Genomic DNA, 21873 nt, shown 5'->3' on the forward strand with positions numbered 1-21873 from the left:
AAAAACTCTAAGCCAATTTCAAATTCCGATAGGCAGGTCGATGTCGACCCTAGTTGCAACATCAGCGCCAGAGGCCCGGTCTTCTCAGGGCTTCCGGGTCGCCATGCTGCTCCCGGGCGCTCTGGTCACTTTCCTGCTGATCCTGTTTGCCCTCGGCCTCGTGCTTTTCCTCGCCTTCCGCAACAATGACGGTTCGCTGCTCGGTGCCGGTTTCAGCTTGGCGAACTTCGCAACTGTGGTGTCCGATCCGCTGTACTGGACGGTGACGCTGCGTTCGCTGATCATTGCCGCTCTGGTCACGCTGGCGACCGTCGTCACTGCCTATCCCGTCGCCTACTATCTTGCCTTCCACGCCGGCCGGCGGCGCGGCCTTCTGCTGTTTCTGGTGACGCTGCCATTCTGGACCAGCTATCTCCTGCGCGTCTTCGCCTGGAAGATCGTGCTCGCCTACAATGGCGTTTTGAACTCGGCGCTGATCGAAAGCGGCATCTGGTCCGAGCCGACATTGGCCTTTCTCAACACGCCGGCCGCCGTCGTCGTCACGCTGGCGCACGCCTACGCGCCTTTTGCCATCCTGCCGATCTACGTGGCGCTGGACACCATCCCGAAATCGCTGATCGAGGCCGCTTCCGATCTCGGCGCGCGGCCCTTCACCTCTTTCCGCCGTGTCGTGCTGCCCAATTCGATGCCGGGCGTGCTGGCGGCAGCCCTTGTCGTCTTCGTGCCGACGGTCGGTGACTATGTCACGCCGGCGCTCGTCGGCGGCCCGGCCAGCACCATGATCGGCACGCTGATCCAGGCGCAATTCGGCAAGGCCAACGATTGGCCGTTTGGCGCCGCACTCTCCGTCGCCGTCATGCTGGTCATCCTGTGCGTGGTGCTGGTCGCGCGTTTCGCCGACCGCAGATTTGGCAGCCGCACATGAGCGCTGCACGCACGCAGGGAGGCGGCCGCTGGCTCGGCGTCTACGTCGTCGCCTATCTGGTCTTTCTCTATCTGCCGGTGCTGCTGATCCCGCTGTTTTCCTTCAACAACTCGATCCAGGCAGCGTTTCCGCTGCAAGGCTTCACCTTGCAATGGTACGCGACTTTGTTCGGCAATTCGGCGCTGACCGGTGCACTCCTGAACAGCCTCGTCATCGGCGCCATTGCCGCCACGAGTGCGACGCTGTGCGGCATCACCGTATCCTACATGGACCTCTACGGCCGCTCGCCGCTGGCCGCCACCATCAGCGCCATCGCCCGGCTGCCAATCCTGATCCCCGGCGTCATCGTCGGCATATCGCTGCTGATCCTCATCAATCTCATTGGTCTGGGGCCATCGCGCATCGCCATCGTTCTCGGTCACATATTGGTGGCGCTGCCGACGACCGTGGTGATCATGCGCAGCCGCTTCGCCGCCATCCCGAAAACCATTCGCGAGGCGGCGCTCGATCTCGGCGCCTCCGACTGGACGACGTTCCGGCGGATCATGCTGCCGCTCAGCCTGCCGGCCATCGTTTCGGCCTTCATGCTGGCCTTCCTGATCTCCTTCGACGAATTCATTGTCGTCTTCTTCCTGGCCGGCACCGAGCCGACGCTGCCGCTCTACATCTGGAGCCAGCTGCGTTTTCCAAAGTCGCTGCCGACGGTGATGGCGCTGGGCACGTCGATCCTGGCTGTGTCCTTCATCATCGCTGCAGCGGCTGAAATCCTGCGCCATCGCGGCTTGTCCGCCACGGCGCCAAAGCCCGCGGATCCGTCACAACCAAAACAAACCAAGAGAGGAGAACTGCAATGGCATTCGACCTGAAATCGATCTCTGCAAAGACTGTTTGCGCTGGATTGACGGCGTTCGCGCTGGCGCTGTCGTCGACCGTCGCTTTCGCCGGCGACAAGCTGCAATATTTCACCTGGTCGGGCTATGAACTGCCCGATTTCAACAAGAGCTTCCTCGCCGCGCACCCCGACGGCGTCGAGGCCTCGATCTTCGGTGACGACGATGACGCCTTCACCAAGGTCAAGGCCGGCTTCCGCCCCGACATCGCGCATCCCTGTTATGACAAGGTGGCGCGCTGGAACAAGGAAGGCCTGCTGCAGCCGATCGACACCAAGCGGATCAAGAACTGGGACTCGATCTTCCCGGTGTTCAAGAACCTGCCCGACCTGCAGGCCGGCGACGGCAAGGTCTGGATGGTGCCATGGGACTGGGGCAACACCTCGATCCTCTACCGCACCGACCTGGTGAAGAACCCGGAAGCGAGCTGGAACCTTTTGTGGGACAAGCAGTATGCCGGTCGCATGGCGACGATCGACGCGGTGCACGACACGCCGGTCGTTGCCGCACTGCTCGCCGGCGTTAATCCGTTCGACATGACGCCGGAGCAAATGGACAAGGTGGCCGAGAAGCTGCGCGAGCAGCGCCCGCTGCTCTCCAATTACACCACCGACATGACCTCCGTCGAACAGGCGCTGGCCAGCGGCCAATTGGTCGCCGCCATGACCTGGAACGCGTCGGCCACCTCGCTGAAGAAGCAGGGCGTGCCGGTCGAGTTCATGAAGCCGAAGGAGGGCATGCTGACCTGGGCCTGCGGCTTCGTCATGCTCAAGGACGCCAAGAATGTCGACCTCGCCTATGACTTCATCAACAGCCGGCTGGAAGCCGACTCCGGCAAATACCTGATCGAGGCCTATGGCTATGGCAGTTCGCTGAGCTCCGCTTTTGCCACCGTGCCGAAGGAGGAGCTGGAGAAATTGCAGCTGCCATCCGACCCGGAAGTGATGCTGAAGACCACCATCTTCACCGGACCGATGAAACAGAATGACGACCTCGCCAAGATGTTCGAAAAGGTCAAGGCAGGCGGCTGAACCCTAGAGCACCGCGCGGCGTCAGCCACGCGGTGTCACCCGAGACACTGCAAACGAGGTCGGGAATTGATGGACATACTGGACGAAGCTGCTGAGAAGCCGAAGGACGATGCCGATGTGCGGGTCGGCCGGCGCGTGCGGGCGCTGCGGCTGGAGCGCAACCTGTCGCTGGCCGATCTTGCGGCAAAAGCCGGCGTGTCGATCGGTGCGTTGAGCCAGATCGAACGCGGCATGTCCTCGCTGCGCGTCAAGGTGATCTGGCCGCTCGCCGCCGCCCTCGACATCGAGCCGTCGGCGCTGATCGCCGACGGCAACGATGCCGTCAACGATCTCTATTGCGTGCGTGCCGATAAGCGACGGCAAATCCCGGTCAAGTCGGAAGGCATTGCCAAGGCGCTGCTGTCGCCGCCGGGCGCGACGCTGACCGGCATGCTGGTGACGGTGGAAGCCGGCGGCGGCACCGCGGAGGCCTATGCGCATGCCGGTCATGAATTCGGCTTCGTGCTGTCGGGCGAGGTCGAACTGGTGGTTGATTCGACAAATTACGTGCTGAAGACCGGCGACAGTTTTGCGTTCAAGAGCACGCTTTTGCATGCCTTCCGCAATCCAGGCGCCGAGCGTTGCCAGATCCTCTGGGTCAACACCACGAAGCCATCCGAGGTTCGCGATGGCGCCTGATCCACTTGTGCGGCTACAGGCTGTCTCGAAGATTTTTCCTGGCGGCATCGTCGGGCTCGACGCCGTCGATCTCGACATTGTCGGCGGCGAGTTCATCACGCTGCTCGGGCCGTCGGGTTGCGGCAAGACCACCAGCCTGCGCGTCATCGCCGGCTTCGAAAGCCCGACGACCGGCAAGGTGTTGCTCGATGGTCGCGATATCACGGCACTTCGGCCGTTCGACAGGCCGGTCAACACCGTTTTCCAGGATTACGCGCTGTTCCCGCACATGAATGTCGCCGAAAATGTCGGCTTTGGCCTATCGCTGCGCAAACTGTCTGGAGCCGAACAGGCAAAGCGCGCCGGCGAAGCCCTTGACATGGTCGGCCTCGCCGACAAGCTTGGCGCCCGCGTCTCCGAACTGTCGGGCGGCCAGCGCCAGCGTGTCGCACTGGCGCGTGCCATCGTCTGCGAACCACGCGTGCTACTGCTCGACGAGCCGTTGTCGGCGCTCGATGCGCATCTGCGTGAACAGATGCAGGTTGAACTGAAGCGGCTGCAGTCGCGGCTCGGCACCACCTTCGTCATGGTCACCCACGACCAGACCGAAGCGCTGTCGATCTCCGACCGCATCGTCGTCATGAACAAGGGCCGCATCGAGCAGATTGCGCCGCCGGCCACACTTTATGACCGGCCCGCCACGAAGTTTGTGGCGAGCTTCATCGGCACCATGAATCTCCTGCAATCGCGCTTCGTCGGCCGAGACGGCGATCGCCTGCGCTTCGCCGCCGGCGCCCTACCGCTGGAGGCCATTTCTGAAACCGGCGAAGCTCTCGCCGAGGACGCCATGCACACCGTCGGCGTGCGGCCGGAAGATCTCCTGGCGATGACCGAGGCCGCGCCCGGCACAGCGCCGGCACGCGTCAACAGCATCGTCTTTCACGGCCGCACGTTGCGTCTGCACGCTGAACTCGGGCAGGGCGCACCTGTTGTCATAGACGCGCCGCGCCAAGCCGAGGGTTTTCAATTCCAGGTCGGCGACGTGGCGCATATCAGCCTGCGCCGTGGTGCCAACTGCCCGGTGCTACCAGGTTAGTTTCATCGATCAAATCCACGCTTGACTCCAAGGATTGTTCCTGTTTTGTTCTAACCGTAGATGAGAAACAGGAGCGTTCTTCGCCGGGCGTATGGGTATGTATCGGCAAGGTGAATTCGATTTCGGCATACCAGAGCCTCCGTGGCAACCGAAGCGGCCGGATCGTGCCTTCTTCGGGTTGTTCTTGCAGCCGAAGGACTATGGTTCATTCGCCAATCTGCAGACGCAGCTTTGTCATCGACATGAAGTCGGTGAATCGCTGCTGTCGGCTGAACGGTTCCATCTGAGCCTGCAACATGCCGGCGACTACAAGCGGCTGCGGTCCAAGACCGTCTTTGCGGGATCTCGATCGGGTCAGCGTGTCCACATGCCTGCTTTCGAGGTCACGTTTGGCCACGTCGGCAGCTTTCCCGGTCGCCCGGCAACAAGGGGCAGGCCACCTCATCGCCCATTTGTGCTTCTCGCCGATGATGGACCGGTTTTTGAACTTCACAAATTGCTTGGTGTCGAGATGCTCAGGAATGGGCTCAAAGCGTCGGATCATTTCGTTCCGCATCTGACACTTGCCTACGATCAAAAGTTCATCTCTCGGCAGCCCATCGAACCGATCAGCTTCGTTGCCCATGACTTCATCTTTGTTCACAGCCTGCGCGGCCTGACAAAATACCTCTTCCTGGATCGTTGGCCTTTGCCGTTGGCATCGTAGTTCGCAAGCTGGGCGATCCGTCCTGACACGGATTGTCAGCTACCGCACGTTCCGACGATGGAGGCCAGCAAGCTGTTCCCCATTTGCAGTGCGTCTGACAGGAGGAATACAAATGACCATCGCGGAAATTGCCAAGGATTTCACCGAGCTGCTCAAGCAGGGCGATAACGAAGCTGCTGCCGAGAAGTACAACGCCGATGATATAATCAGTCTCGAAGCCATGGCGGGGCCGATGGCCATCTCCCATGGCAAGGAGGCGCTCAGGCAGAAGGGCCAATGGTGGCAGGAGAACAATGAAGTGCATGGCGGCTCGGTCGAGGGCCCCTACGTCAACGGAGACCAGTTCGCGGTGCGCTTCAAGTTCGACATAACGCCCAAGGCTACCGGCGAGCGTGTCACCATGGATGAAGTTGGCCTCTACACGGTCAAAAACGGCAAGATCACCGAAGAGCGCTTCTATTATTGAGGCCGTGAAATACCATCGGCTTGCGGGAGCTCGGTCTCGTCGCTGAAGGTTGAAAAATAAGCATGGCGGCCGGGACGATGTCCCAGGCCGCCATGTGAGAGGCTCAAATGGTCTTCACGTACTGCGCAAGCTGATCGGCCACCGTGCCCCAGCCGTCGAAGAAACCCATCTCTTCATGGTTGTTGCGGGTCGCCTCGTCGCCATGGATGGCGGTGGCGGTGTAGCGCGTGCCCTTGCCGTCCGGCTGCAAGGAAATGACAGCGGTGATGAAGGGTTCCCCTGACGGCCGGTAACCCGGCAACAATGCATCCGTCCACACCAGCCGCTCGTTCGGCACGATTTCGAGATAGCAGCAATGGCGGTCGTTGACCTCATTGCCGTCGGGCGACTGCATGCGCGTCCGGAACAGACCGCCCGGCCTGAGGTCGATCTCGCAGTCGGTGATCATCCAAGGCCTAGGCGTGAACCATTGCTTGACATGCTCAGGCGTCGTCAAGGCGCGCCACAGCAATTCGCGCGGCGCATCGATGACGCGCTCCAGCACGAGGTCCAGCCTGGGATCCGGCTTGAGGGGATAGATCATTTTTCTGTCTCCTGGAGGGTCATCACATAGGCGTCGAACTGGTCGAGGCGGCGCTCCCACAGCGTGCGCTGTTCGGCCAGCCAGTTTTCGGCAAGCTTCAGCGGCTCGGGTGCCAGTTGATAGGTCCTGACCCGGCCGGTCTTTTGCGAGCGCACCAGCCCGCAACCTTCGAGGATTTTGAGATGTTCGATGAAGGAGGGCAGGGCCATGTCGAACGGTTGGGCAAGCTCGCTGACCGAGGCAGGGCTGCGGTTCAGCCGCTCCACCACGCGTCGCCGCGTCGGATCGGACAGTGCGCGAAAGATGCCGTCGATCGGTGGACGGCTCGGAGTTGTGGTCTGAAGGCTTGTCATTGGTCATCCCGGGTGTCGTCGAAAGCGGCTCGAAAATACTTAGGAAAATTCCTTAGTGTTGACAAGCCCAAAAACACTGGGACACCGGTGCGACCGCTGGCAAAGCGCGCAGAGCGTCCTTAATCTGCGGTCAGATTCGAAATCGGAAGGGCCGCTGTTTTGACGATCATCATCTACGGCATCACCACCTGCGACACCGTCAAGAAGGCGCGCGTCTGGCTGGAGGGCCATGATGTTTCCTACCGTTTTCACGATTTCAGGGCAGAGGGGCTGGACGCCAAGCGTCTTGACGGCTGGGTTGGCAAGGTCGGCTGGGAAAAGCTGCTCAACAAGGCGAGTACGACGTTTCGCGAACTGGCGGAAAAGGACAAGCAGGGCCTGGATGAAAAGAAGGCCAAGGCGTTGATGCTGGCCAAGCCGACCGTGATCAAGCGGCCGGTGCTGGAGGTCGGTGATCGGATTCTGGTGGGGTTCAAGGCTGATGTTTATCAGGCGGCGGTGAAGTAGCGTAGCGAGAAGGCGACGCTGCCAATCTCCCCCCTTGCGGGGGAGATGGCCGGCAGGCCAGAGGGGGGTGTGAAGGATCGCCACCCTTTGACTGTTCGTCTCAGAATTTGGCCGGTGATTGGCTGACAGGTCGGCGGGACAGCACCCCCCTCTGCCCTGCCGGGCATCTCCCCCGCAAGGGGGGAGATTGGCCAATCGCCGACCTTACAGATTGTGGGCACCCTTCAATCCGTCTTTCTGAGATACCCCGCCAGCGCCACCGCATTGTTATGCGCCTCATCATGCGCGCCGTAGAGCAGCGTCACCTTGCCGTGGCGAAGCAGGCCGCGCAATTCACCCACCGCATCTTCATTCCCGTCCAACTCAACTCGGTACTGCTTCTGAAACTCAGCCCAGCGCGCCGCCTCATGGCCGAACCATTTGCGCAGATCGTCGCTCGGCGCGATGTCCTTCAGCCACAGCGCCAGCGCGGCGTCCTCCTTGCTGACGCCGCGTGGCCAGATTCGGTCGACCAGAACCCGTTGCCCGTCATCGGGCGCGGGTGGCTCGTAGATACGCTTGACCGCCAGGTCGAAGGCCATCGGAACCTCCGTAAGCGGGTCAGGCCCACTCGCCCTTGCGCATGACGGGCACGCGGGCGCCGTCCTTGTGGACACCATCGATGTCGATCTTGTCCGAGCCGATCATCCAGTCGATGTGGATAAAACTCTTGTTGCCGCCGCGCGCCGCGATCTCGTCCTGGCTGAGCGAGGCGCCGTCGACAAAGCACTTCGAATAGCATTGGCCGAGCGCGATGTGGCAGGCGGCGTTCTCATCGAACAGCGTGTTGAAGAACAACAGCCCGCTCGCCGAGATCGGCGAGGAATGCGGCACCAGCGCCACCTCGCCGAGGCGGCGCGCCCCCTCGTCTGTGTCGAGTACCTTCTTCAGCACGTCCTCGCCCTTCGAGGCCTTGGCCTCGACGATCCTGCCTTCTTCGAAACGCACCGAGATGTCGTCGATCAGCGTGCCCTGGTAGGACAGCGGCTTGGTCGAGGAAACATGACCCTCGACCCGCCTTGCGTGCGGCGTGGTGAAGACCTCCTCGGTCGGGATGTTGGGGTTGCAGGTGATGCCGTTCTTGGCGGTCGAGGCGCCGCCCATCCATTCATGGCCGTCTGCCAGTCCAACCGTCAGGTCGGTGCCGGGTCCGGTAAAGTGCAGCGCATGGAAATTATGGCCGTTGAGCCATTCGGTGCGGCTGCGAAGGGCTGCGTTGTGCGCCTTCCAATTGCCGATCGGGTCCTCAACATCGACCCGCGACGCGGCGAAGATGGCATCGGCGAGCTTCACGACCGCGACATCGTCGGCATCGCCGGGGAAGACCTGTCTGGCCCAGGCGAGGTCCGGATAGGCGACGATGTTCCAGTTGATGTCGAAGCCGGTGATCTTTTCCAGCGCCGGCTGGTAGGCCATCGAATTCGCCTTGTTGGCGCGCGCCACTTTCGCCGGATCCTGAGCCGACAACAGCGATGGATCCTCGCCGCGCACGGCAAGCCTGGCCGCATTGTTGGCAAAGGCTTTCGCCATGCCCTCATAAAGCCAGCCGGCGGCGCGGTCGAAGCTCGCGTCGGCGCCGAAACGGTAGCGGGCCAGCGTCATCTCGTCATCGTTGAAGATTGGCGTCACCAGCCCGGCGCCGGCCTTGTAGGCATGCTCGACGATCCGCCTGGTCAACGGCAGTGCCGCGATCGACGAAGTCAACACCAGATCCTGGCCTGGCTGCAATTGCAGCCCGACCTTGATGGCGACTTCCGCCAGCCTGTCGAGCTTCACCGGGTCGATCGATGCGGAAACGCCGCGCGAATGTGTGGTCATGATCCTGCCTGTCGTAGTTTGATGTCCGACTCTACATAGCTCGGTGCCTCCGTCCTTTCCACCGCGATCGCGACGGTGGGTTCTGCGTTCGCGGACCCGAACCGCGCCATGGTTGCCTCGATCTCTTCCCTGATCCAGAGCTTGAAATCCCGGACCTTGCGGCTTTCCGCCTTGACGGACGAGGTCACCAGCCAATAGCCGAGCCCGCTCTGGGCGCGGATTCCGAAAGGCGCCACCAGCCGCCCGTCGGCCAGCGCATCCGCGGCGAGCAATTGCCAGCCCAGCATCACGCCATGGCCGGCAATCGCCGACTCCAGGCACAGCATCGGGTCGGTGAAACGCGCACCCTTGAGGAAGGTGACAGGTGGGACACCGGCCGTTTCGAACCAGCTTTCCCAGTTGATCATCGCCCGCTCGTCGGTAATCGCGCAGGTCTGGGCAAGGTCCTCGATCGATTTCAGTTTTTGGGCGATCGCCGGCGCGCAGACCGGGAAGACTTCCTGCGCCAGGAGCAGTTCCGTGCGCCCGCCCGGCCATTTGCCGTCGCCGAGCCGGATGGCGATGTCGATGTCCGAGTGATCGAGATTGGCCAGCCGCACCGAAGCGTCGATGCGCAGCAGCACGTTGGGATGCCGGTCGAAGTGGCGAGATAGCCTGGGCAACAGCCACTTCGAGGCAAAGGCCGGCGCCACCGAAACCACCAATGTGCATTGCGTAGCCTCGTCGGCCAGCGCCACGGCCTGGGAAAGCTCACGAAATCCAGCACCAAGGCGGGCCGCGAAGACGGTGCCGAACTCAGTCAGCACCAGACCGCTCGCCGTTCGCTCGAACAGCGCCTGGCCGAGCTGTTTTTCGGTACGGCTTATCTGCTGGCTGACGGCGCTGACGGAAACGTTGAGTTCACCGGCCGCCGCCGCCAGCGATCCGAGCCGGGCAACGGTTTCGACGGCGCGGAGGCCGTTGAGATGGACGCGGTTGAGCATGGCCATTGAGTTTTTCTAAACTGATCCGGCTGAAATCTCAATTGAAAGGCATGTCTAAACGGCAGATTTTGTCGGGAGAGACAGACCCGTGGAGCCGGAAATGCTGAGGATCTTGTCGTCATCGCTGAGGGTCTTTTTCGCTGCGACTACTTCGCATGAGCCGCGCCAGGACAGCGAAACGCAGAGATGGCTGATCGATCCGCTTTCGCATCCGGTGCTGAACACCATGTCGGAGCGCGAACTGGGCGATGTGCCGTTCAGGCTGACGGCACGGCGGACAGTGCACGAGACGGTTCCACTATGCGCCGGCGGTCGCTGCTGAGCAGGTGCCAAGCGTTCCGGCTCGAGGAAAGTCGAGGCGAGCACGTCCCGCGTACGCACTGGCCCAACAGATGGCGATTGTTTCAGCGATCCCTGCACTTATTGTGCAGTGCAATGACATCAGCCACCTCGACAGCGCTGCGGTTCGCTCTCGCCGGCATGATTGCCATGGCGATTGCCATGGGCATCGGCCGTTTCGTCTACACGCCGATCCTGCCCGGGATGATGCAGGAACTGCATCTGTCGCCTGCCGATGCCGGCTGGATCGCGTCGGCCAATTATCTCGGCTACCTCGTCGGCGCGTTGGCAGCGGCGGGCGGCTGGGCGCATGGGCGCGAGCGCCTGCTGATGCTGGCGGGGCTTGGCGCCAGTGCGGTCCTTGCCGCGCTGATGGGGCTGACCGAAGCGATGGCGGCCTTTCTCGCCATCCGCTTTCTGGCCGGTCTGGCCAGCGCCTTCGTCATGGTGTTCATGGCCAGCATCGTGTTCAGCCATATCGCGGCTGCCGGTCGCAACGACCTGCAGGCCTGGCATTTCGGCGGCGTCGGGCTCGGCATAGCGGCATCGGCGGCGATGATGACGGTGCTGGTCGCCGAGCATTCGGGCTGGGCGGCAGGCTGGCTGTGGTCGGCGGCGATTTCGGCCTGTGGTTTCGTCCTCGTCGCTCTGTTGGTCAATGAGGGTCCGCTCGGCAACGGCGAAGTCACCCGCGAGCCGGCACTGCGGATGGACCGGTCGTTGGTCAAGGTCATCATCGCCTACGGCCTGTTCGGCTTTGGCTATGTGGTGACGGCGACATTCCTGGTCGCCATCGTCCGGCAAGGCGGCGGCAGCCGCATCTTCGAGGCCATGGTGTGGATGGTCGCCGGTCTTGCGGGCTTTCCCTCCGTCTGGCTCTGGCAGAAGATCGCCGCCCGGACCGGCCTCTATGCCGCCTATGCGCTGGCGTGCTTCATCGAAGTTGCCGGCGTCACCGCCAGCGTCGCCATCGGCGGAGCCACCGGGCCGCTGCTTGCCGGCGTGCTGCTCGGCGGCACCTTCATTGCCATCACCGCCTTTGGCCTGCAAGCCGCCCGGCAGCAGGCGCCAAGCGCGCCGCGGCGGATCTTTGCCCTGATGACGGCTGCGTTCGGCCTTGGCCAGATCATCGGGCCGGTCGCCGCCGGATTTCTGGCGCAAATGTCCGGCGATTTCTTCCTCGCCTCGATCACCGCCGCAATCGTGCTGGTCGTCTCCGGCGCCATCACATGGTCGGCTGCGCCAAAATCGCCATGATTGTGGGCTTGCTGTGCCGGGCATCGGGCACGGGCATTTTCTTTCCCACTAATGTGTGACTTTATGCCCGCCGTAGTCAGCTGATTTGCGCCCAGATCGAGGAATTCGCCACAGTGTTCGTATCGTTTTTTCCAAAGCCGAAGCTGTTTTTTAGCTCGGCGGTCGTCTGGAGCCTGCTTGCCGTCTTGCTCTGGTTCTACGCAGGGGAACGTTTTGGTGGTGTTTTCGGTATGCCTCCAGCTGCTCCCGATGCGCCGCCGATCATCGGTGTCTCATCATTCTGGTCACTGCCGTTTCTATGGTTCTACATATATTTTGCCGTCGTAGTGGCGCTCTTCTACGTCTTTTGGGCTTGGTATTCGCCACACCCATGGCAGATCTGGTCCATTCTCGGCTCTGCGCTGATCCTCTTCATCACCTATTTCCAGGTTCAGGTGAGCGTTGCCATCAACAACTGGTACGGGCCATTTTGGGATCTGATCCAGAATACCATTTCGGGCAAAATAAAGATCACCGCTGCCGATATCTACTGGCAGATTGCTACATTCATGGGAATTGCCGGTGTAGCCGTAGTGGTCAGTGCGCTTACTGTATTTTTGGTAAGTCACTATGTCTTTCGTTGGCGCACTGCGATGAACCAGTTTTACATGGAAAACTGGCAGAAGCTGAGGCATATTGAGGGTGCCTCACAGCGTGTCCAGGAAGACACGATGCGTTTCTCCACGATCATGGAGCAACTCGGCGGCAATTTGATTGACTCGGTGATGACCCTCATCGCCTTCACTCCGCTGCTCATAGCCCTGTCGGTTCACATCACGGAATTGCCGATCGTGGGTGTGATACCGCATCCGCTGCTATTGTCGGCTATTTTTTGGGCCTTGTTTGGCACCGTGCTTCTGGCTGTGGTCGGCGTTAAATTGCCTGGGCTTCAGTTCCGGAACCAGCGCGTTGAGGCGGCTTATCGAAAAGAATTGGTCCTTGGTGAAGATGATCCGAATCGAGCACAGCCACCTGCTGTGAGGGAATTGTTTGAAAATGTAAGAAGAAACTATTTTAGGCTGTATTTTCACTACGTGTATTTCAACGTATTTCGCTACCTCTATTTGCAAACGAACAACATATTCTCTTTGATATTGATGGCGCCGTCCATTGCGGCTGGTGCGATCACTTTAGGTTTGTTGAATCAAATCAGCAATGCGTTCTCCCAAGTGACATCGTCGTTCCAGTATCTTGTAAACTCGTGGCCAACTGTGGTTGAGCTGATCTCGATCTACAAGCGTCTGCGCGCTTTCGAAACCACTCTGCATGGCGAGCCGCTGCCGGAAATCGACCAACGCTATCTCGACCGCCAGGCACAGGCGCCCGATCCAGCTTGACTGGGATGTGAAAGTTGGCGGCTCAGCCGCCGACCGAGACCTGCCTTTGGCCAGCATCCTGGCGCGAAACATAGTCGCGAAAACTGATGCATTCGACATCCGCCTTGACGCAGACGTCGCCGGCAAAGCGCTCCAGCGCGTTCCAGTAGGCGCCGTCATTCATCAGCGCGAAGTGGAAGCCGAGTTCCAGCGGAATGCGTTTTCCCGCATACTGCCTGTCGAAGGCGGCGCGGAAGGCAGCATAGGTCCGGTTGGCGAACTCGCCCGCTTGGCTTGGCCGCTCGAAGCCGCCGGAATGCCTGACATAGAGATTGTAGTCCATGGCAATCACCGGCCGCGACTTCGGTCCTTCGGGAATCTGAGGCAGGGAAAAGTGCATGATGCCGTTGCTGGACGTCGGTCGGGCAGGGCCTTGCGAGACGCCGCTGGCATCGAATTGATATCCGGCCGCCGGCAGCGCTTCGTAAAGCGCCTTGCTGGTCGACAGGTACGGCGCGCGAAAGCCGACCACCGCATGCCGCGCGAAATCGCGCCAGCCCTGTGGTTCGGGTGCAATGCCGTTGATCGCATAGGCGTTTTCGAGAATGTGCTCGAACGAACTGAACTCTTTCAGCCAGTCCGCCTTGCTCCAGTCCTTGCCGTCGAAATGGCCGCAGCCATGGCTGGCGATGTCGTGGCCTTCATGCGCGGCAAGGCCGATCTGTTCGAGCCGCTCGGTGACTTCCTGCTTGGAGGCGGCAAAGCCGATGTTGGATTTGCCGGCGCTTTTGCCGGGTGCGGTGTACTCCTTGCGCGTCTCCGTCGACAGCAGGAAGACGCAGGACAGAAAATAGGTGAAATGCGCGCCGGTGCGCTCAGCCAATGTCCGGCTGCGTTTCCATTGCGAAATATCGCGGGCGCTGTCGAATGAGATGATGACGACCTGTTTCGGCTTTGCCGGCACCGGCGGATCGGCCAAAGCCCCGCCACCAGTGGTGAGCGCGGCAAGCGAAAACGCAACAACGCGGAACGGACGAAGCATAGGCAATCTGATCTTCACTCGGGGAACGTCTGCACGCCGGCTATCGCCTAAATGTGGCGTGGGTGCGATGAGCCTTTTCGGCTGCTTGTCCGGGGCAAACATCCGTTTGCCCCGGACAATAGGCGATTTTCCGGTTGAACCCCTTCCATGCCGGCAAAATTTCGCTAAAACGCGGGCTGACAAAGGCCCGACGGGGCAGGAATGGTTTGATTTGATGTCCGACGACAGTTTCATCCGTGAAGTCAACGACGAGATCCGTCGCGAACAGGCGCAGGCGCTGTGGGACCGTTTTGGCCCCGCTCTGATTGTCGTTGCGATCCTCGTGGTGCTCGGCACCGCCGCCTTCGTCGGCTACCGCTATTGGGACGAGACGCGCGCCAACCGCTCGGGCGATGCGTTCTCGCAGGCGCTGAAGCTCGCCAATGACGGCAAGAACGATGAGGCGCTGACCGCGCTCGATCAGTTGGAGAAGGATGGCTACGGCGCTTATCCATTGCTCGCCCGCATGCGCGGCGCGACCGTCAAGGCGAACAAGGGTGACGTCCCCGCCGCCGTCAAGGATTTCGACGAAGTCGCCGCCGATACGGCCATTCCCCAGGGCATTCGCGACATGGCGCGCCTGCGGGCAGCACTGCTGCTTGTCGACCACGGCTCCTTTGCCGACGTCTCCAGCCGTGTCGAAGCGCTCACATCCGACACCAACACGCTGCGCCACACGGCGCGCGAGGCACTCGGCCTTTCCGCCTGGAAGGAAGGCAAGACGCAGGATGCGCTGAAACTGTTCGACCAGATCGCCGCCGATGACGGCGCCCCGCGCAACACCCGCGAGCGCGCAACATTGATGTCCGAGCTGATCCGCGGGTCGGGCAGTGCGTCGTGACCTTCAAAGTCGCCATCATCGGCAGACCTAACGTCGGCAAATCGACTCTTTTCAATCGGCTGGTGGGAAGGAAGCTGGCGCTCGTCGACGACACGCCGGGCGTCACCCGCGACCGTCGCGTCCATGCCGCCAAGCTCTACGACCTGCATTTCGATGTCATCGACACCGCCGGCTTCGAGGACGCTGGCGCCTCGACCTTGCCCGGCCGCATGCGTGCGCAGACCGAGATCGCCATCCGCGAAGCCGACCTGATCTTCTTCACCATCGACGCCAAGTCCGGCCTGTTGCCTGACGACAGGACCTTCGCCGAGATCGTGCGCAAGTCCGGCAAGCCGGTCGTGCTGGTCGCCAACAAGGCCGAGGCGAAGGGCGCCCAGGGCGGCATGCTGGAAGCCTGGGAGCTCGGCCTTGGCGAGCCGATCCCGGTTTCGGCCGAGCATGGCCAGGGCATGCCCGATTTGCGCGACGCCGTGATCGGCGCGCTCGGCGAAGCGCGCGCCTTCGGCGAAGAAGAAGATGGCGAAGACGAAGACGTCGCTGCCGGCGAGGTGCTGATCGGCGAGGATATCGCCGATCCGGATGCCGAGCACGCCTATGACGACACCAAACCGATGCGCATTGCCGTCGTCGGCCGCCCCAATGCCGGCAAGTCGACGCTGATCAACGCGCTGATCGGTGAAGAGCGGCTGCTCACCGGACCGGAAGCCGGCATCACCCGTGATTCGATCTCGGTCGATTGGGATTGGCATGGCCGCCGCCTGAAACTGTTCGACACGGCCGGCATGCGCCGCAAGGCCAGGATCCACGAAAAGCTGGAAGTGATGTCGGTGCAGGACGGTCTGCGCGCCATCCGGTTTGCCGAGATCGTCATCATCGTCCTCGACGCCACCATCCCCTTCGAGAAGCAGGATCTGCAGATCGCCGACCTGATCATCAGGGAAGGCCGGGCGCCGGTGATCGCCTTCAACAAATGGGATCTGATCGACCATCCCCAGGAGCTTCTGGCCGAACTGCGCGAGAAGACGGAACGGCTTCTTCCCCAGGCGCGCGGCATGCAGGCCGTACCCGTCTCGGCCGAGACCGGGCGCGGCCTCGACAAGCTGATGGATGCCGTCATCAAGACCCACAAGGTGTGGAACAGCCGCGTCTCGACCGGCAAGCTCAACCGCTGGCTGGAGGGCATCCTGGCGCATCATCCGCCGCCTGCTGTTGCCGGGCGCCGGCTGAAGGTCAAGTACGTCACCCAGGCCAAGACCCGTCCGCCGGGCTTCGTCGTCCAGTGCTCGCGGCCCGACGCGATGCCGCAATCCTATGTCCGCTACCTCTCCAACAGCCTGCGCGAAGCCTTCGACATGCCCGGCGTGCCGATCCGCATTGCGCTGCGCACGTCGGACAACCCGTTCGCCGGCAGGTCAAACAAGAAACGCAACTGATCGTCGGCGCCCACCTGGCGCTTCATGATCACGCCACGTTGCGCAGGCCGTTGTCGCTGACCCGCGCATTTTCGGGCAGCGCTTGCCGTGCGGCGTCCAGCAGGATATCGCCGAGGCGGGCCGCCACCGGCTCCGCCTCGGCGTCCTTGCGATGCAGGAACAACGCCATCTTGGGCAGGGCGGGCAATCCGGCGATCTCCGGCGTCATTGCGCTGACGCTGGCCGGCAGGCCGATGTCGGTGCGGATCGTCAGCCCCAGCCCCGCAGCAACCGCGGCCCAGATGCCGCCAAGGCTTGGGCTGGAAAAGGCCATCCGCCACGACAGGCCGGCACGGTCGAGCGTTTCAGTTGCAACCGTACGCAAAAGGCATGGCGCCTCGAGCGCCACCAGCGGCAGTGGCTCACCGTGGCGCAGGCTGGTCTCGATGCGCTTTGCCGGCCCGATCCAACGCATCGGCACATCGGCGACATGCTGGCTGTAGGGCAGCGTTTCGCCGCAGTGCCAGGCGAGCGCGATGTCGAGACTGCCTGACATGACCCTTTCGGCAAGGTCGTGGCTGCGTGCGATCCTGGCTTCGATCTTGACCTTGGGGTGCGCCCGGGCAAATCGGCCGAGCACGTCCGGCAGCACCGCCTCGCCGAAATCTTCCTGCAAGCCGAGCCGTACCCAGCCTTCCAACTCGACATCATGGATGGCGGATGCCGCCTCGTCATTCAATTCGATCAGCCGGCGCGCATAGCCGAGCATAGTCTCGCCGGCCTCGGTCAAAGCGAGGCCGCGTCCTGATTTGCGGAAGATCGGCGTCGCTGCCTGTTCTTCCAGTTTCTTCAATTGCGCGCTGACCGCCGACGTCGACCGGCCAAGCCGGTCAGCGGCCTTGGCAAAGCTACCCAGTTCCATACCGGTGACGAAACTGCGCAGGACGTCGAGGTCGAAAGTTACGCGTCGCATGTGTGAAGTCCCGATTTTCAGGATTGTATGTCAAAAACTTCCTGATTTTCAGGATGAAATTATGGCGGTAGGGACAGATCGTCAAGGCGGGACCACTGGCCAGCACGGGAAATGAAGTCATGTCCGCCATTGTCAATTGCGCCGACCGGCAGCCGTCAGAACTCCTGGAAGATACGGCAGCCGGTTCCGCCGAAAGGGTATTCAAGCCCGGCCATCGCTGGAAGGTTCTGGGCATCGGCGTCGCCGCCAATGCCGCCTTCTCGGCTACGTTCTCCGGCATCCCGGCGACGGCGGTCGTTCTTCGCCAGGGCTATCACCTGGGCAATGCCGAGCTCGGCCTGGCGCTCGGCCTTCTCGGGCTGGGGGTCGCGCTCAGCGAACTGCCCTGGGGCCTGCTCACCGATCGCTGGGGCGATCGCCGCGTGCTCCTGATCGGGCTCGGCGCGACGGCGGTGTGGCTCCTGGTCATGGCGATGCTGGTTGTGCCGACAAAGGCCGGTACTCCCGGCGTCACGCTGCTCGCCGCGAGCCTGCTCATCACCGGACTGCTCGGCGGCAGCGTCAACGGTTCGAGCGGCCGCGCCATCATGGGCTGGTTCCGGGAAAACGAGCGCGGCTTTGCAATGAGCATCAGGCAGACGGCGGTGCCGCTCGGCGGCGGCCTTGGCGCCCTCATACTGCCCTCGCTTGCTCTGGCTTTCGGCTTTGGCGCGGTGTTCGGGGTCCTGGCGGGTGCATCCGCTCTGTCTGCCCTGTTCGCCTGGCGCTGGCTGCACGAGCCGCCGACGGCGGGCAAGGATCATCTCGCTGCGGCTTCTGTGGCCGGACCGGCGCCGCTGCGCAATCGCGATGTTTGGCGTATCGCGACCGCCATCGGCCTGCTCTGCTTTCCGCAGGTGGCCGTGCTCACCTTCGCCTCCGTGTTCCTGCACGATTTCGTTGGATTGGGAACGGCGGCGATCAGCGCGAGCCTCGCCGCCGTTCAGATCGGCGCCATGGTCATGCGCATCTGGAGCGGCCGCTTCACCGACCGTCACGGCAACCGCCGCCAATTTCTTCGCTTGTGCAGCGCGTTCAGCGCCCTTGCCTTCGCCATGCTTTGGCTGCTGGTCCTGTTCGGCCCAACCGTTCCGGGCGGCCAGCTCATCTGCTTGGCGGTCCTTCCAGTCGTGCTTATTGTCGCAGGCATCTCCGTCTCCGCCTGGCACGGCGTCGCATACACCGAGCTTGCCACCCTTGCCGGCGCCAGCCATGTCGGGACCGCGCTCAGCCTTGCCAACACCTTTGTTTTTGTCGGCTTCTTCCTGGTGCCGGTGGCCATTCCGGGGCTCTTGCACCTCTGGTCCTGGTCCGGCGTCTGGCTGGCGGCCGCCATCTGCGCGCTGATCGCCCGGCCGATCTTCCTGCGTCCGGCCTGAATAGCCGGCCGCAAAATCGCCTGACTTCGCAACCACGACCTCGGGTCGGCCGGGAAAACCCGATCGAAGCCGTTAACGTCCCATCAAGGTTAATGCATCATTTTGCTCTCCAGTGGGGTCAGTCGCGTTCCTGGAGAGTGTTCCGTGCATCGACGTGTGTTGAAGCGGCTGGTTGCCGCCGCCGGTGAGAGAAAACGTGGCTTTCTGGCTCCGCTCGTCATCGGTTTCGGCATCTGGATCGGCTTTCCGACGGTCGCCGCCTATCAGGACATGACGAGCCTGGTTTCCGGCCTCGAAGCATCGAGCACGCGCTGGAATTCCTATGTCGAGAAATCCGTCGCCGGCTCCACCCATGCGGCCGAGATGCCCTTTGTCGATTCCGATGTCACCGGCTCCATCTCCGGATCGGGTGTCCACCTGGCCGGTGTCGGCAACGTGTCGTTTCGCGGCAAGGGCGGCAAGGTCAGCGGCACGCCCGATGAGGACCGCGTCGTGCGCGCCGAGAAGAAAGGGCGCATCGTCCAGATGTCTCCCGTCGCACCGCCGAAGAACTTCAACGCCGGCTCGATCTTCGAGCGCACCTCCTCCTTGCTGCGGCCCAGCATGGACAGCGGCCTGAAAATGGCTTTCGCCAAGCCGCAGATCAAAGGCAAGGAAATCCAGATCGCCGCGGCATTCCATGCGCGCGAGGACAAGAAGCCGGATCCCGGCGTGCCGGCCATGCTGGCAGCGCTGGTCAACAACGACCATCCAGACGTGCTGGCCACCGCCTACGCGCAGTCCGAGCCTGATTATGCCAAGGCATCGCCCTTCGAAGCCCTGCTTCAGGACGAGCAGCCCAATGAGGGCCGCTTCATTCCGCCGATGGCCAAGGGCGATCATTCGTGGATCCAGAACCCGCTGCCGGCGAGCGTCTTCTCCCAGAAGGAGCAGGCATGCCTTGCCAACGGCATCTATTTCGAGGCGAGGAGCGAATCCGTGCGCGGCCAGGCCGCCGTCGCCCAGGTCATCCTCAACCGCGTCCGCAATCCGACCTATCCGAATTCGATCTGCGGCGTCGTCTACCAGAACGACAGCTGGTTCAACCGCTGCCAGTTCTCCTTCGCCTGCGACGGCAGGAAGAAGCGCATCGATAGCCCAGCCGCCTACAAGACCGCCCAGGAGATCGCCATGGCCGTCACTGCCGGCAAGATCTTCATCCCGGAGGTCGGATCGTCGACCCACTACTATGCCCAATATGTCCATCCCGGCTGGGCGCGCACGATGCAGAAGATGACCAAGATCGGCCTGCATATCTTCTATCGGACCTATGGCGGCGGCTGGAGCTGAGTGCAGAGCAGCCGCTGATCTTTGATGTGGCGCGCAGCCTATCGAAGAGCCATTGCGCAGGGGATTCGCGCCATGCATCCTCGTCATCATGGCGGGCACGATGTCGCACCTTTCTAATTGATTGATTTTATTGCCTAAAATACATGGCAATGAACTTCCGCCCGTGGCTTGACGGGCGCAAACCCTCTAACTATGTTGCCGGCGACTTTAGAAGCGGACGGACGGTGACGGTCTGACCGGGCAGGGGGGTTGCGATGGCCGACAAGAATGGGCCAGACGGAACCGGAAAAACCGGCCGCGGCAATCAGCATGAACCCGATATCCGCGACGACGATCTTGAGCGCCGCCGCCGTGACCTTGAAGCTTCGCTTGCGACAAGGCGGCCGGGCCGGCTCGAGGGGAAAGACGACGCGAAAGCGGGCAGTGTGGCCGGTTATGGTCAGGCGCTCAAACTCTCCAGCGAGTTTATCGCCGGGGTGGTGGTGGGTGCCGGCATCGGCTGGATCATCGACCGTCTGGCGGGGACATCGCCATGGGGTCTGATCGTGTTTCTGCTGCTTGGTTTTGGCGCCGGAGTGCTCAATGTGATGCGTTCCGCCGGCGTTGTGGCAGAATTTGGACAGGGCGATAAATCGCGCCGTGACCAAGACGACAAGAAATGACCGCGCTTCATGTGCGGTAATGGTAACGAGGCCGTACGCGGCATTGACGGGGTTTGAACGTGGCAGCTGACAAGGTCGATCCGATCCACCAGTTCCATATCAACAAGCTGATTCCGATCGACATCGGCGGCTATGACCTGTCTTTCACCAATTCGGCGCTGTTCATGGTCGCAACCGTGATCGTCGCGGCTGGATTCCTGTTTCTCACGACGTCGAGCCGCAGCCTGGTTCCCGGGCGGCTTCAGTCGGTCTCCGAGATGGCCTACGAGTTCGTCGGCAACATGTTGCGCGATGCCGCCGGCACGCAAGGCATGAAGTTCTTCCCTCTCGTGTTCTCGCTGTTCATGTTCGTGCTCGTCGCCAATCTGCTTGGCCTGTTCCCGTATTTCTTCACCGTCACCAGCCACATCATCGTCACCTTCGGCCTTGCTGTGCTGGTGATCGCAACCGTGGTCGTCTACGGCTTCATGAAGCATGGTTTTGGCTTCCTGAAACTGTTCGTGCCGCATGGCGTGCCGGTCTTCCTGCTGCCACTGGTGGTGCTGATCGAAGTGATCTCCTTCGTGTCGCGCCCGGTCAGCCTCTCGGTTCGTCTGTTCGCCAACATGCTCGCCGGCCACATCACGCTGAAGGTGTTCTCCGGCTTCGTGGTCAGCCTGAGCGCGCTCGGCGCGGTCGGCGTCGCCGGCTCTATCCTGCCTCTGGCGATGGCGGTGGCGCTGACGGCACTGGAACTGCTGGTCGCCTTCCTGCAGGCCTACGTCTTTGCCGTGTTGACCTGCATGTATCTCAACGACGCCCTGCACCCCGGGCATTAGGTCCAAAAGTTTCCGGCCCAGGAATTTCCAACATTGGCGCCGGATGGAATCGCAACGGAATTTTAGATCCAAAGGAGTTGAACAAATGGACGCAGAAGCAGCAAAGTACATCGGCGCCGGCATCGCTTGCCTGGGCATGGGTGGCGCGGGCATTGGCCTCGGCAACATCTTCGGCAGCTACCTGGCGGGCGCTCTGCGCAACCCGTCGGCTGCCGATGGCCAGTTCGGCCGCCTGATCTTCGGCTTCGCCGTGACCGAAGCTCTGGGCATCTTCTCGCTTCTCATCGCGCTTCTGGCCCTGTTCGGCTGAGCACTCGGGAAGATTGGACAGGCC

At 62.0% G+C, this 21873-nt stretch carries 25 protein-coding genes; 18 read left to right on the plus strand and 7 right to left on the minus strand.

The genetic code is table 11. The features are described from left to right. Positions 1–40: 40 nt before the first annotated feature. The 7 genes from NKJ00_RS02555 to NKJ00_RS02585 all read left to right on the plus strand — a co-directional run bounded on the left by NKJ00_RS02555 (position 41) and on the right by NKJ00_RS02585 (position 5771). Positions 41–925: an ABC transporter permease gene (locus NKJ00_RS02555; protein ID WP_023808700.1), complete on the plus strand. Its 885-nt coding sequence runs from the start codon at positions 41–43 to the stop codon at positions 923–925. Further along, the gene (locus NKJ00_RS02560; protein ID WP_023808699.1) at positions 922–1791 is read left to right on the plus strand and encodes an ABC transporter permease; all 870 of its coding nucleotides are present in this window, start codon (positions 922–924) and stop codon (positions 1789–1791) included. Before NKJ00_RS02555 ends, NKJ00_RS02560 begins: the two co-directional genes overlap by 4 nt. Further along, positions 1776–2846 carry an ABC transporter substrate-binding protein gene (locus tag NKJ00_RS02565; protein WP_023808698.1) on the plus strand — a complete coding sequence of 357 codons (1071 nt, stop codon included), beginning with the start codon at positions 1776–1778 and terminating at the stop codon, positions 2844–2846. The genes NKJ00_RS02560 and NKJ00_RS02565 overlap by 16 nt, the downstream gene beginning before the upstream one ends. Positions 2847–2915: 69 nt before the next feature. Continuing rightward, on the plus strand, positions 2916–3524 hold the full coding sequence (locus NKJ00_RS02570) for a cupin domain-containing protein (RefSeq protein WP_128302457.1): 609 nt from the start codon (positions 2916–2918) through the stop codon (positions 3522–3524). After that, the gene (locus NKJ00_RS02575) at positions 3514–4599 is read left to right on the plus strand and encodes an ABC transporter ATP-binding protein (protein ID WP_128302458.1); all 1086 of its coding nucleotides are present in this window, start codon (positions 3514–3516) and stop codon (positions 4597–4599) included. Before NKJ00_RS02570 ends, NKJ00_RS02575 begins: the two co-directional genes overlap by 11 nt. A gap of 97 nt (positions 4600–4696) precedes the next feature. Further along, positions 4697–5305, plus strand: a complete 609-nt coding sequence (locus NKJ00_RS02580; protein WP_128302459.1) for a 2'-5' RNA ligase family protein — start codon at positions 4697–4699, stop codon at positions 5303–5305. A gap of 112 nt (positions 5306–5417) precedes the next feature. Further along, complete coding sequence (locus tag NKJ00_RS02585) at positions 5418–5771, plus strand: nuclear transport factor 2 family protein (protein ID WP_023808694.1); 354 nt, start codon at positions 5418–5420, stop codon at positions 5769–5771. A 103-nt stretch (positions 5772–5874) separates the two neighbouring features. Here the strand turns inward: NKJ00_RS02585 and NKJ00_RS02590 are convergent, their stop codons facing one another. Then, positions 5875–6354, minus strand: a complete 480-nt coding sequence (locus NKJ00_RS02590; RefSeq protein WP_023808693.1) for an SRPBCC family protein — start codon at positions 6352–6354, stop codon at positions 5875–5877. After that, a complete protein-coding gene (locus tag NKJ00_RS02595; RefSeq protein WP_023808692.1) occupies positions 6351–6707 on the minus strand; it encodes an ArsR/SmtB family transcription factor in 357 nt (118 codons plus the stop codon). The genes NKJ00_RS02590 and NKJ00_RS02595 overlap by 4 nt, the downstream gene beginning before the upstream one ends. A 159-nt stretch (positions 6708–6866) precedes the next feature. Here NKJ00_RS02595 and NKJ00_RS02600 point away from each other — a divergent pair, with 159 nt between their 5' ends. After that, positions 6867–7214, plus strand: a complete 348-nt coding sequence (locus tag NKJ00_RS02600) for an ArsC family reductase (protein ID WP_023808691.1) — start codon at positions 6867–6869, stop codon at positions 7212–7214. A gap of 224 nt (positions 7215–7438) precedes the next feature. Here the strand turns inward: NKJ00_RS02600 and NKJ00_RS02605 are convergent, their stop codons facing one another. The 3 genes from NKJ00_RS02605 to NKJ00_RS02615 are packed head-to-tail and all read right to left on the minus strand — an operon-like array spanning position 7439 to position 10060. After that, entirely contained in the window at positions 7439–7795 is a 357-nt protein-coding gene (locus NKJ00_RS02605; protein ID WP_352628595.1) for a DUF488 domain-containing protein, read from the minus strand. 19 nt (positions 7796–7814) lie between these two features. After that, positions 7815–9071, minus strand: a complete 1257-nt coding sequence (locus tag NKJ00_RS02610) for an aminopeptidase (protein ID WP_352628597.1) — start codon at positions 9069–9071, stop codon at positions 7815–7817. After that, entirely contained in the window at positions 9068–10060 is a 993-nt protein-coding gene (locus NKJ00_RS02615; protein WP_128302463.1) for a LysR substrate-binding domain-containing protein, read from the minus strand. Before NKJ00_RS02615 ends, NKJ00_RS02610 begins: the two co-directional genes overlap by 4 nt. A 94-nt stretch (positions 10061–10154) precedes the next feature. Between NKJ00_RS02615 and NKJ00_RS02620 the strand changes: the two genes are divergently transcribed. The 3 genes from NKJ00_RS02620 to sbmA all read left to right on the plus strand — a co-directional run bounded on the left by NKJ00_RS02620 (position 10155) and on the right by sbmA (position 13026). Continuing rightward, positions 10155–10376 carry a hypothetical protein gene (locus NKJ00_RS02620; protein ID WP_128302464.1) on the plus strand — a complete coding sequence of 74 codons (222 nt, stop codon included), beginning with the start codon at positions 10155–10157 and terminating at the stop codon, positions 10374–10376. Positions 10377–10489: 113 nt separating this feature from the next. Then, positions 10490–11650: a YbfB/YjiJ family MFS transporter gene (locus NKJ00_RS02625; protein ID WP_352628599.1), complete on the plus strand. Its 1161-nt coding sequence runs from the start codon at positions 10490–10492 to the stop codon at positions 11648–11650. 113 nt (positions 11651–11763) lie between these two features. Next, positions 11764–13026: a peptide antibiotic transporter SbmA gene (sbmA, locus tag NKJ00_RS02630; protein WP_352609399.1), complete on the plus strand. Its 1263-nt coding sequence runs from the start codon at positions 11764–11766 to the stop codon at positions 13024–13026. Positions 13027–13048: 22 nt separating this feature from the next. Here the strand turns inward: sbmA and NKJ00_RS02635 are convergent, their stop codons facing one another. Further along, positions 13049–14047, minus strand: coding sequence for a polysaccharide deacetylase family protein (locus NKJ00_RS02635; protein WP_352609464.1), 999 nt, complete (start codon positions 14045–14047; stop codon positions 13049–13051). Between the two features lie 214 nt (positions 14048–14261). Between NKJ00_RS02635 and NKJ00_RS02640 the strand changes: the two genes are divergently transcribed. Together NKJ00_RS02640 and der are read left to right on the plus strand one after the other, a co-directional pair. Continuing rightward, the gene (locus tag NKJ00_RS02640) at positions 14262–14927 is read left to right on the plus strand and encodes a tetratricopeptide repeat protein (protein ID WP_023808683.1); all 666 of its coding nucleotides are present in this window, start codon (positions 14262–14264) and stop codon (positions 14925–14927) included. Next, entirely contained in the window at positions 14924–16360 is a 1437-nt protein-coding gene (gene der, locus NKJ00_RS02645) for a ribosome biogenesis GTPase Der (protein WP_352609401.1), read from the plus strand. Before NKJ00_RS02640 ends, der begins: the two co-directional genes overlap by 4 nt. 28 nt (positions 16361–16388) lie before the next feature. On the opposite strand, the gene NKJ00_RS02650 is transcribed toward der, so the two are convergent. After that, a complete protein-coding gene (locus NKJ00_RS02650; RefSeq protein WP_352440007.1) occupies positions 16389–17312 on the minus strand; it encodes a LysR substrate-binding domain-containing protein in 924 nt (307 codons plus the stop codon). Between the two features lie 119 nt (positions 17313–17431). On the opposite strand from NKJ00_RS02650, the gene NKJ00_RS02655 reads away from it, so the two are divergent. The 5 genes from NKJ00_RS02655 to NKJ00_RS02675 all read left to right on the plus strand — a co-directional run bounded on the left by NKJ00_RS02655 (position 17432) and on the right by NKJ00_RS02675 (position 21849). Beyond that, complete coding sequence (locus NKJ00_RS02655; protein ID WP_352609403.1) at positions 17432–18730, plus strand: MFS transporter; 1299 nt, start codon at positions 17432–17434, stop codon at positions 18728–18730. Positions 18731–18874: 144 nt separating this feature from the next. Then, a complete protein-coding gene (locus NKJ00_RS02660) occupies positions 18875–20059 on the plus strand; it encodes a cell wall hydrolase (RefSeq protein WP_352609405.1) in 1185 nt (394 codons plus the stop codon). 254 nt (positions 20060–20313) lie between these two features. Beyond that, complete coding sequence (locus NKJ00_RS02665; RefSeq protein WP_023808678.1) at positions 20314–20721, plus strand: AtpZ/AtpI family protein; 408 nt, start codon at positions 20314–20316, stop codon at positions 20719–20721. A 59-nt stretch (positions 20722–20780) separates the two neighbouring features. After that, positions 20781–21539 carry a F0F1 ATP synthase subunit A gene (locus NKJ00_RS02670; protein WP_023808677.1) on the plus strand — a complete coding sequence of 253 codons (759 nt, stop codon included), beginning with the start codon at positions 20781–20783 and terminating at the stop codon, positions 21537–21539. Between the two features lie 85 nt (positions 21540–21624). Further along, positions 21625–21849, plus strand: coding sequence for a F0F1 ATP synthase subunit C (locus NKJ00_RS02675; RefSeq protein WP_006206606.1), 225 nt, complete (start codon positions 21625–21627; stop codon positions 21847–21849). The last annotated feature ends 24 nt before the right edge of the window (positions 21850–21873 follow it).

The organism is Mesorhizobium sp. M0227 (assembly GCF_040321855.1).
Taxonomy (GTDB): domain Bacteria; phylum Pseudomonadota; class Alphaproteobacteria; order Rhizobiales; family Rhizobiaceae; genus Mesorhizobium.

Excerpts from the sequence above, each read along its gene's own strand:
- NKJ00_RS02555 (WP_023808700.1), top strand. The coding sequence starts at position 41 with ATGTCGACCCTAGTTGCAACATCAGCGCCAGAGGCCCGGTCTTCTCAG.
- NKJ00_RS02560 (WP_023808699.1), top strand. The coding sequence starts at position 922 with ATGAGCGCTGCACGCACGCAGGGAGGCGGCCGCTGGCTCGGCGTCTAC.
- NKJ00_RS02565 (WP_023808698.1), top strand. The coding sequence starts at position 1,776 with ATGGCATTCGACCTGAAATCGATCTCTGCAAAGACTGTTTGCGCTGGA.
- NKJ00_RS02570 (WP_128302457.1), top strand. The coding sequence starts at position 2,916 with ATGGACATACTGGACGAAGCTGCTGAGAAGCCGAAGGACGATGCCGAT.
- NKJ00_RS02575 (WP_128302458.1), top strand. The coding sequence starts at position 3,514 with ATGGCGCCTGATCCACTTGTGCGGCTACAGGCTGTCTCGAAGATTTTT.
- NKJ00_RS02580 (WP_128302459.1), top strand. The coding sequence starts at position 4,697 with ATGTATCGGCAAGGTGAATTCGATTTCGGCATACCAGAGCCTCCGTGG.
- NKJ00_RS02585 (WP_023808694.1), top strand. The coding sequence starts at position 5,418 with ATGACCATCGCGGAAATTGCCAAGGATTTCACCGAGCTGCTCAAGCAG.
- NKJ00_RS02590 (WP_023808693.1), bottom strand. The coding sequence starts at position 6,354 with ATGATCTATCCCCTCAAGCCGGATCCCAGGCTGGACCTCGTGCTGGAG.
- NKJ00_RS02595 (WP_023808692.1), bottom strand. The coding sequence starts at position 6,707 with ATGACAAGCCTTCAGACCACAACTCCGAGCCGTCCACCGATCGACGGC.
- NKJ00_RS02605 (WP_352628595.1), bottom strand. The coding sequence starts at position 7,795 with ATGGCCTTCGACCTGGCGGTCAAGCGTATCTACGAGCCACCCGCGCCC.
- NKJ00_RS02610 (WP_352628597.1), bottom strand. The coding sequence starts at position 9,071 with ATGACCACACATTCGCGCGGCGTTTCCGCATCGATCGACCCGGTGAAG.
- NKJ00_RS02615 (WP_128302463.1), bottom strand. The coding sequence starts at position 10,060 with ATGGCCATGCTCAACCGCGTCCATCTCAACGGCCTCCGCGCCGTCGAA.
- NKJ00_RS02620 (WP_128302464.1), top strand. The coding sequence starts at position 10,155 with ATGCTGAGGATCTTGTCGTCATCGCTGAGGGTCTTTTTCGCTGCGACT.
- NKJ00_RS02625 (WP_352628599.1), top strand. The coding sequence starts at position 10,490 with ATGACATCAGCCACCTCGACAGCGCTGCGGTTCGCTCTCGCCGGCATG.
- NKJ00_RS02635 (WP_352609464.1), bottom strand. The coding sequence starts at position 14,047 with ATGCTTCGTCCGTTCCGCGTTGTTGCGTTTTCGCTTGCCGCGCTCACC.
- NKJ00_RS02640 (WP_023808683.1), top strand. The coding sequence starts at position 14,262 with ATGTCCGACGACAGTTTCATCCGTGAAGTCAACGACGAGATCCGTCGC.
- NKJ00_RS02650 (WP_352440007.1), bottom strand. The coding sequence starts at position 17,312 with ATGCGACGCGTAACTTTCGACCTCGACGTCCTGCGCAGTTTCGTCACC.
- NKJ00_RS02655 (WP_352609403.1), top strand. The coding sequence starts at position 17,432 with ATGTCCGCCATTGTCAATTGCGCCGACCGGCAGCCGTCAGAACTCCTG.
- NKJ00_RS02665 (WP_023808678.1), top strand. The coding sequence starts at position 20,314 with ATGGCCGACAAGAATGGGCCAGACGGAACCGGAAAAACCGGCCGCGGC.
- NKJ00_RS02675 (WP_006206606.1), top strand. The coding sequence starts at position 21,625 with ATGGACGCAGAAGCAGCAAAGTACATCGGCGCCGGCATCGCTTGCCTG.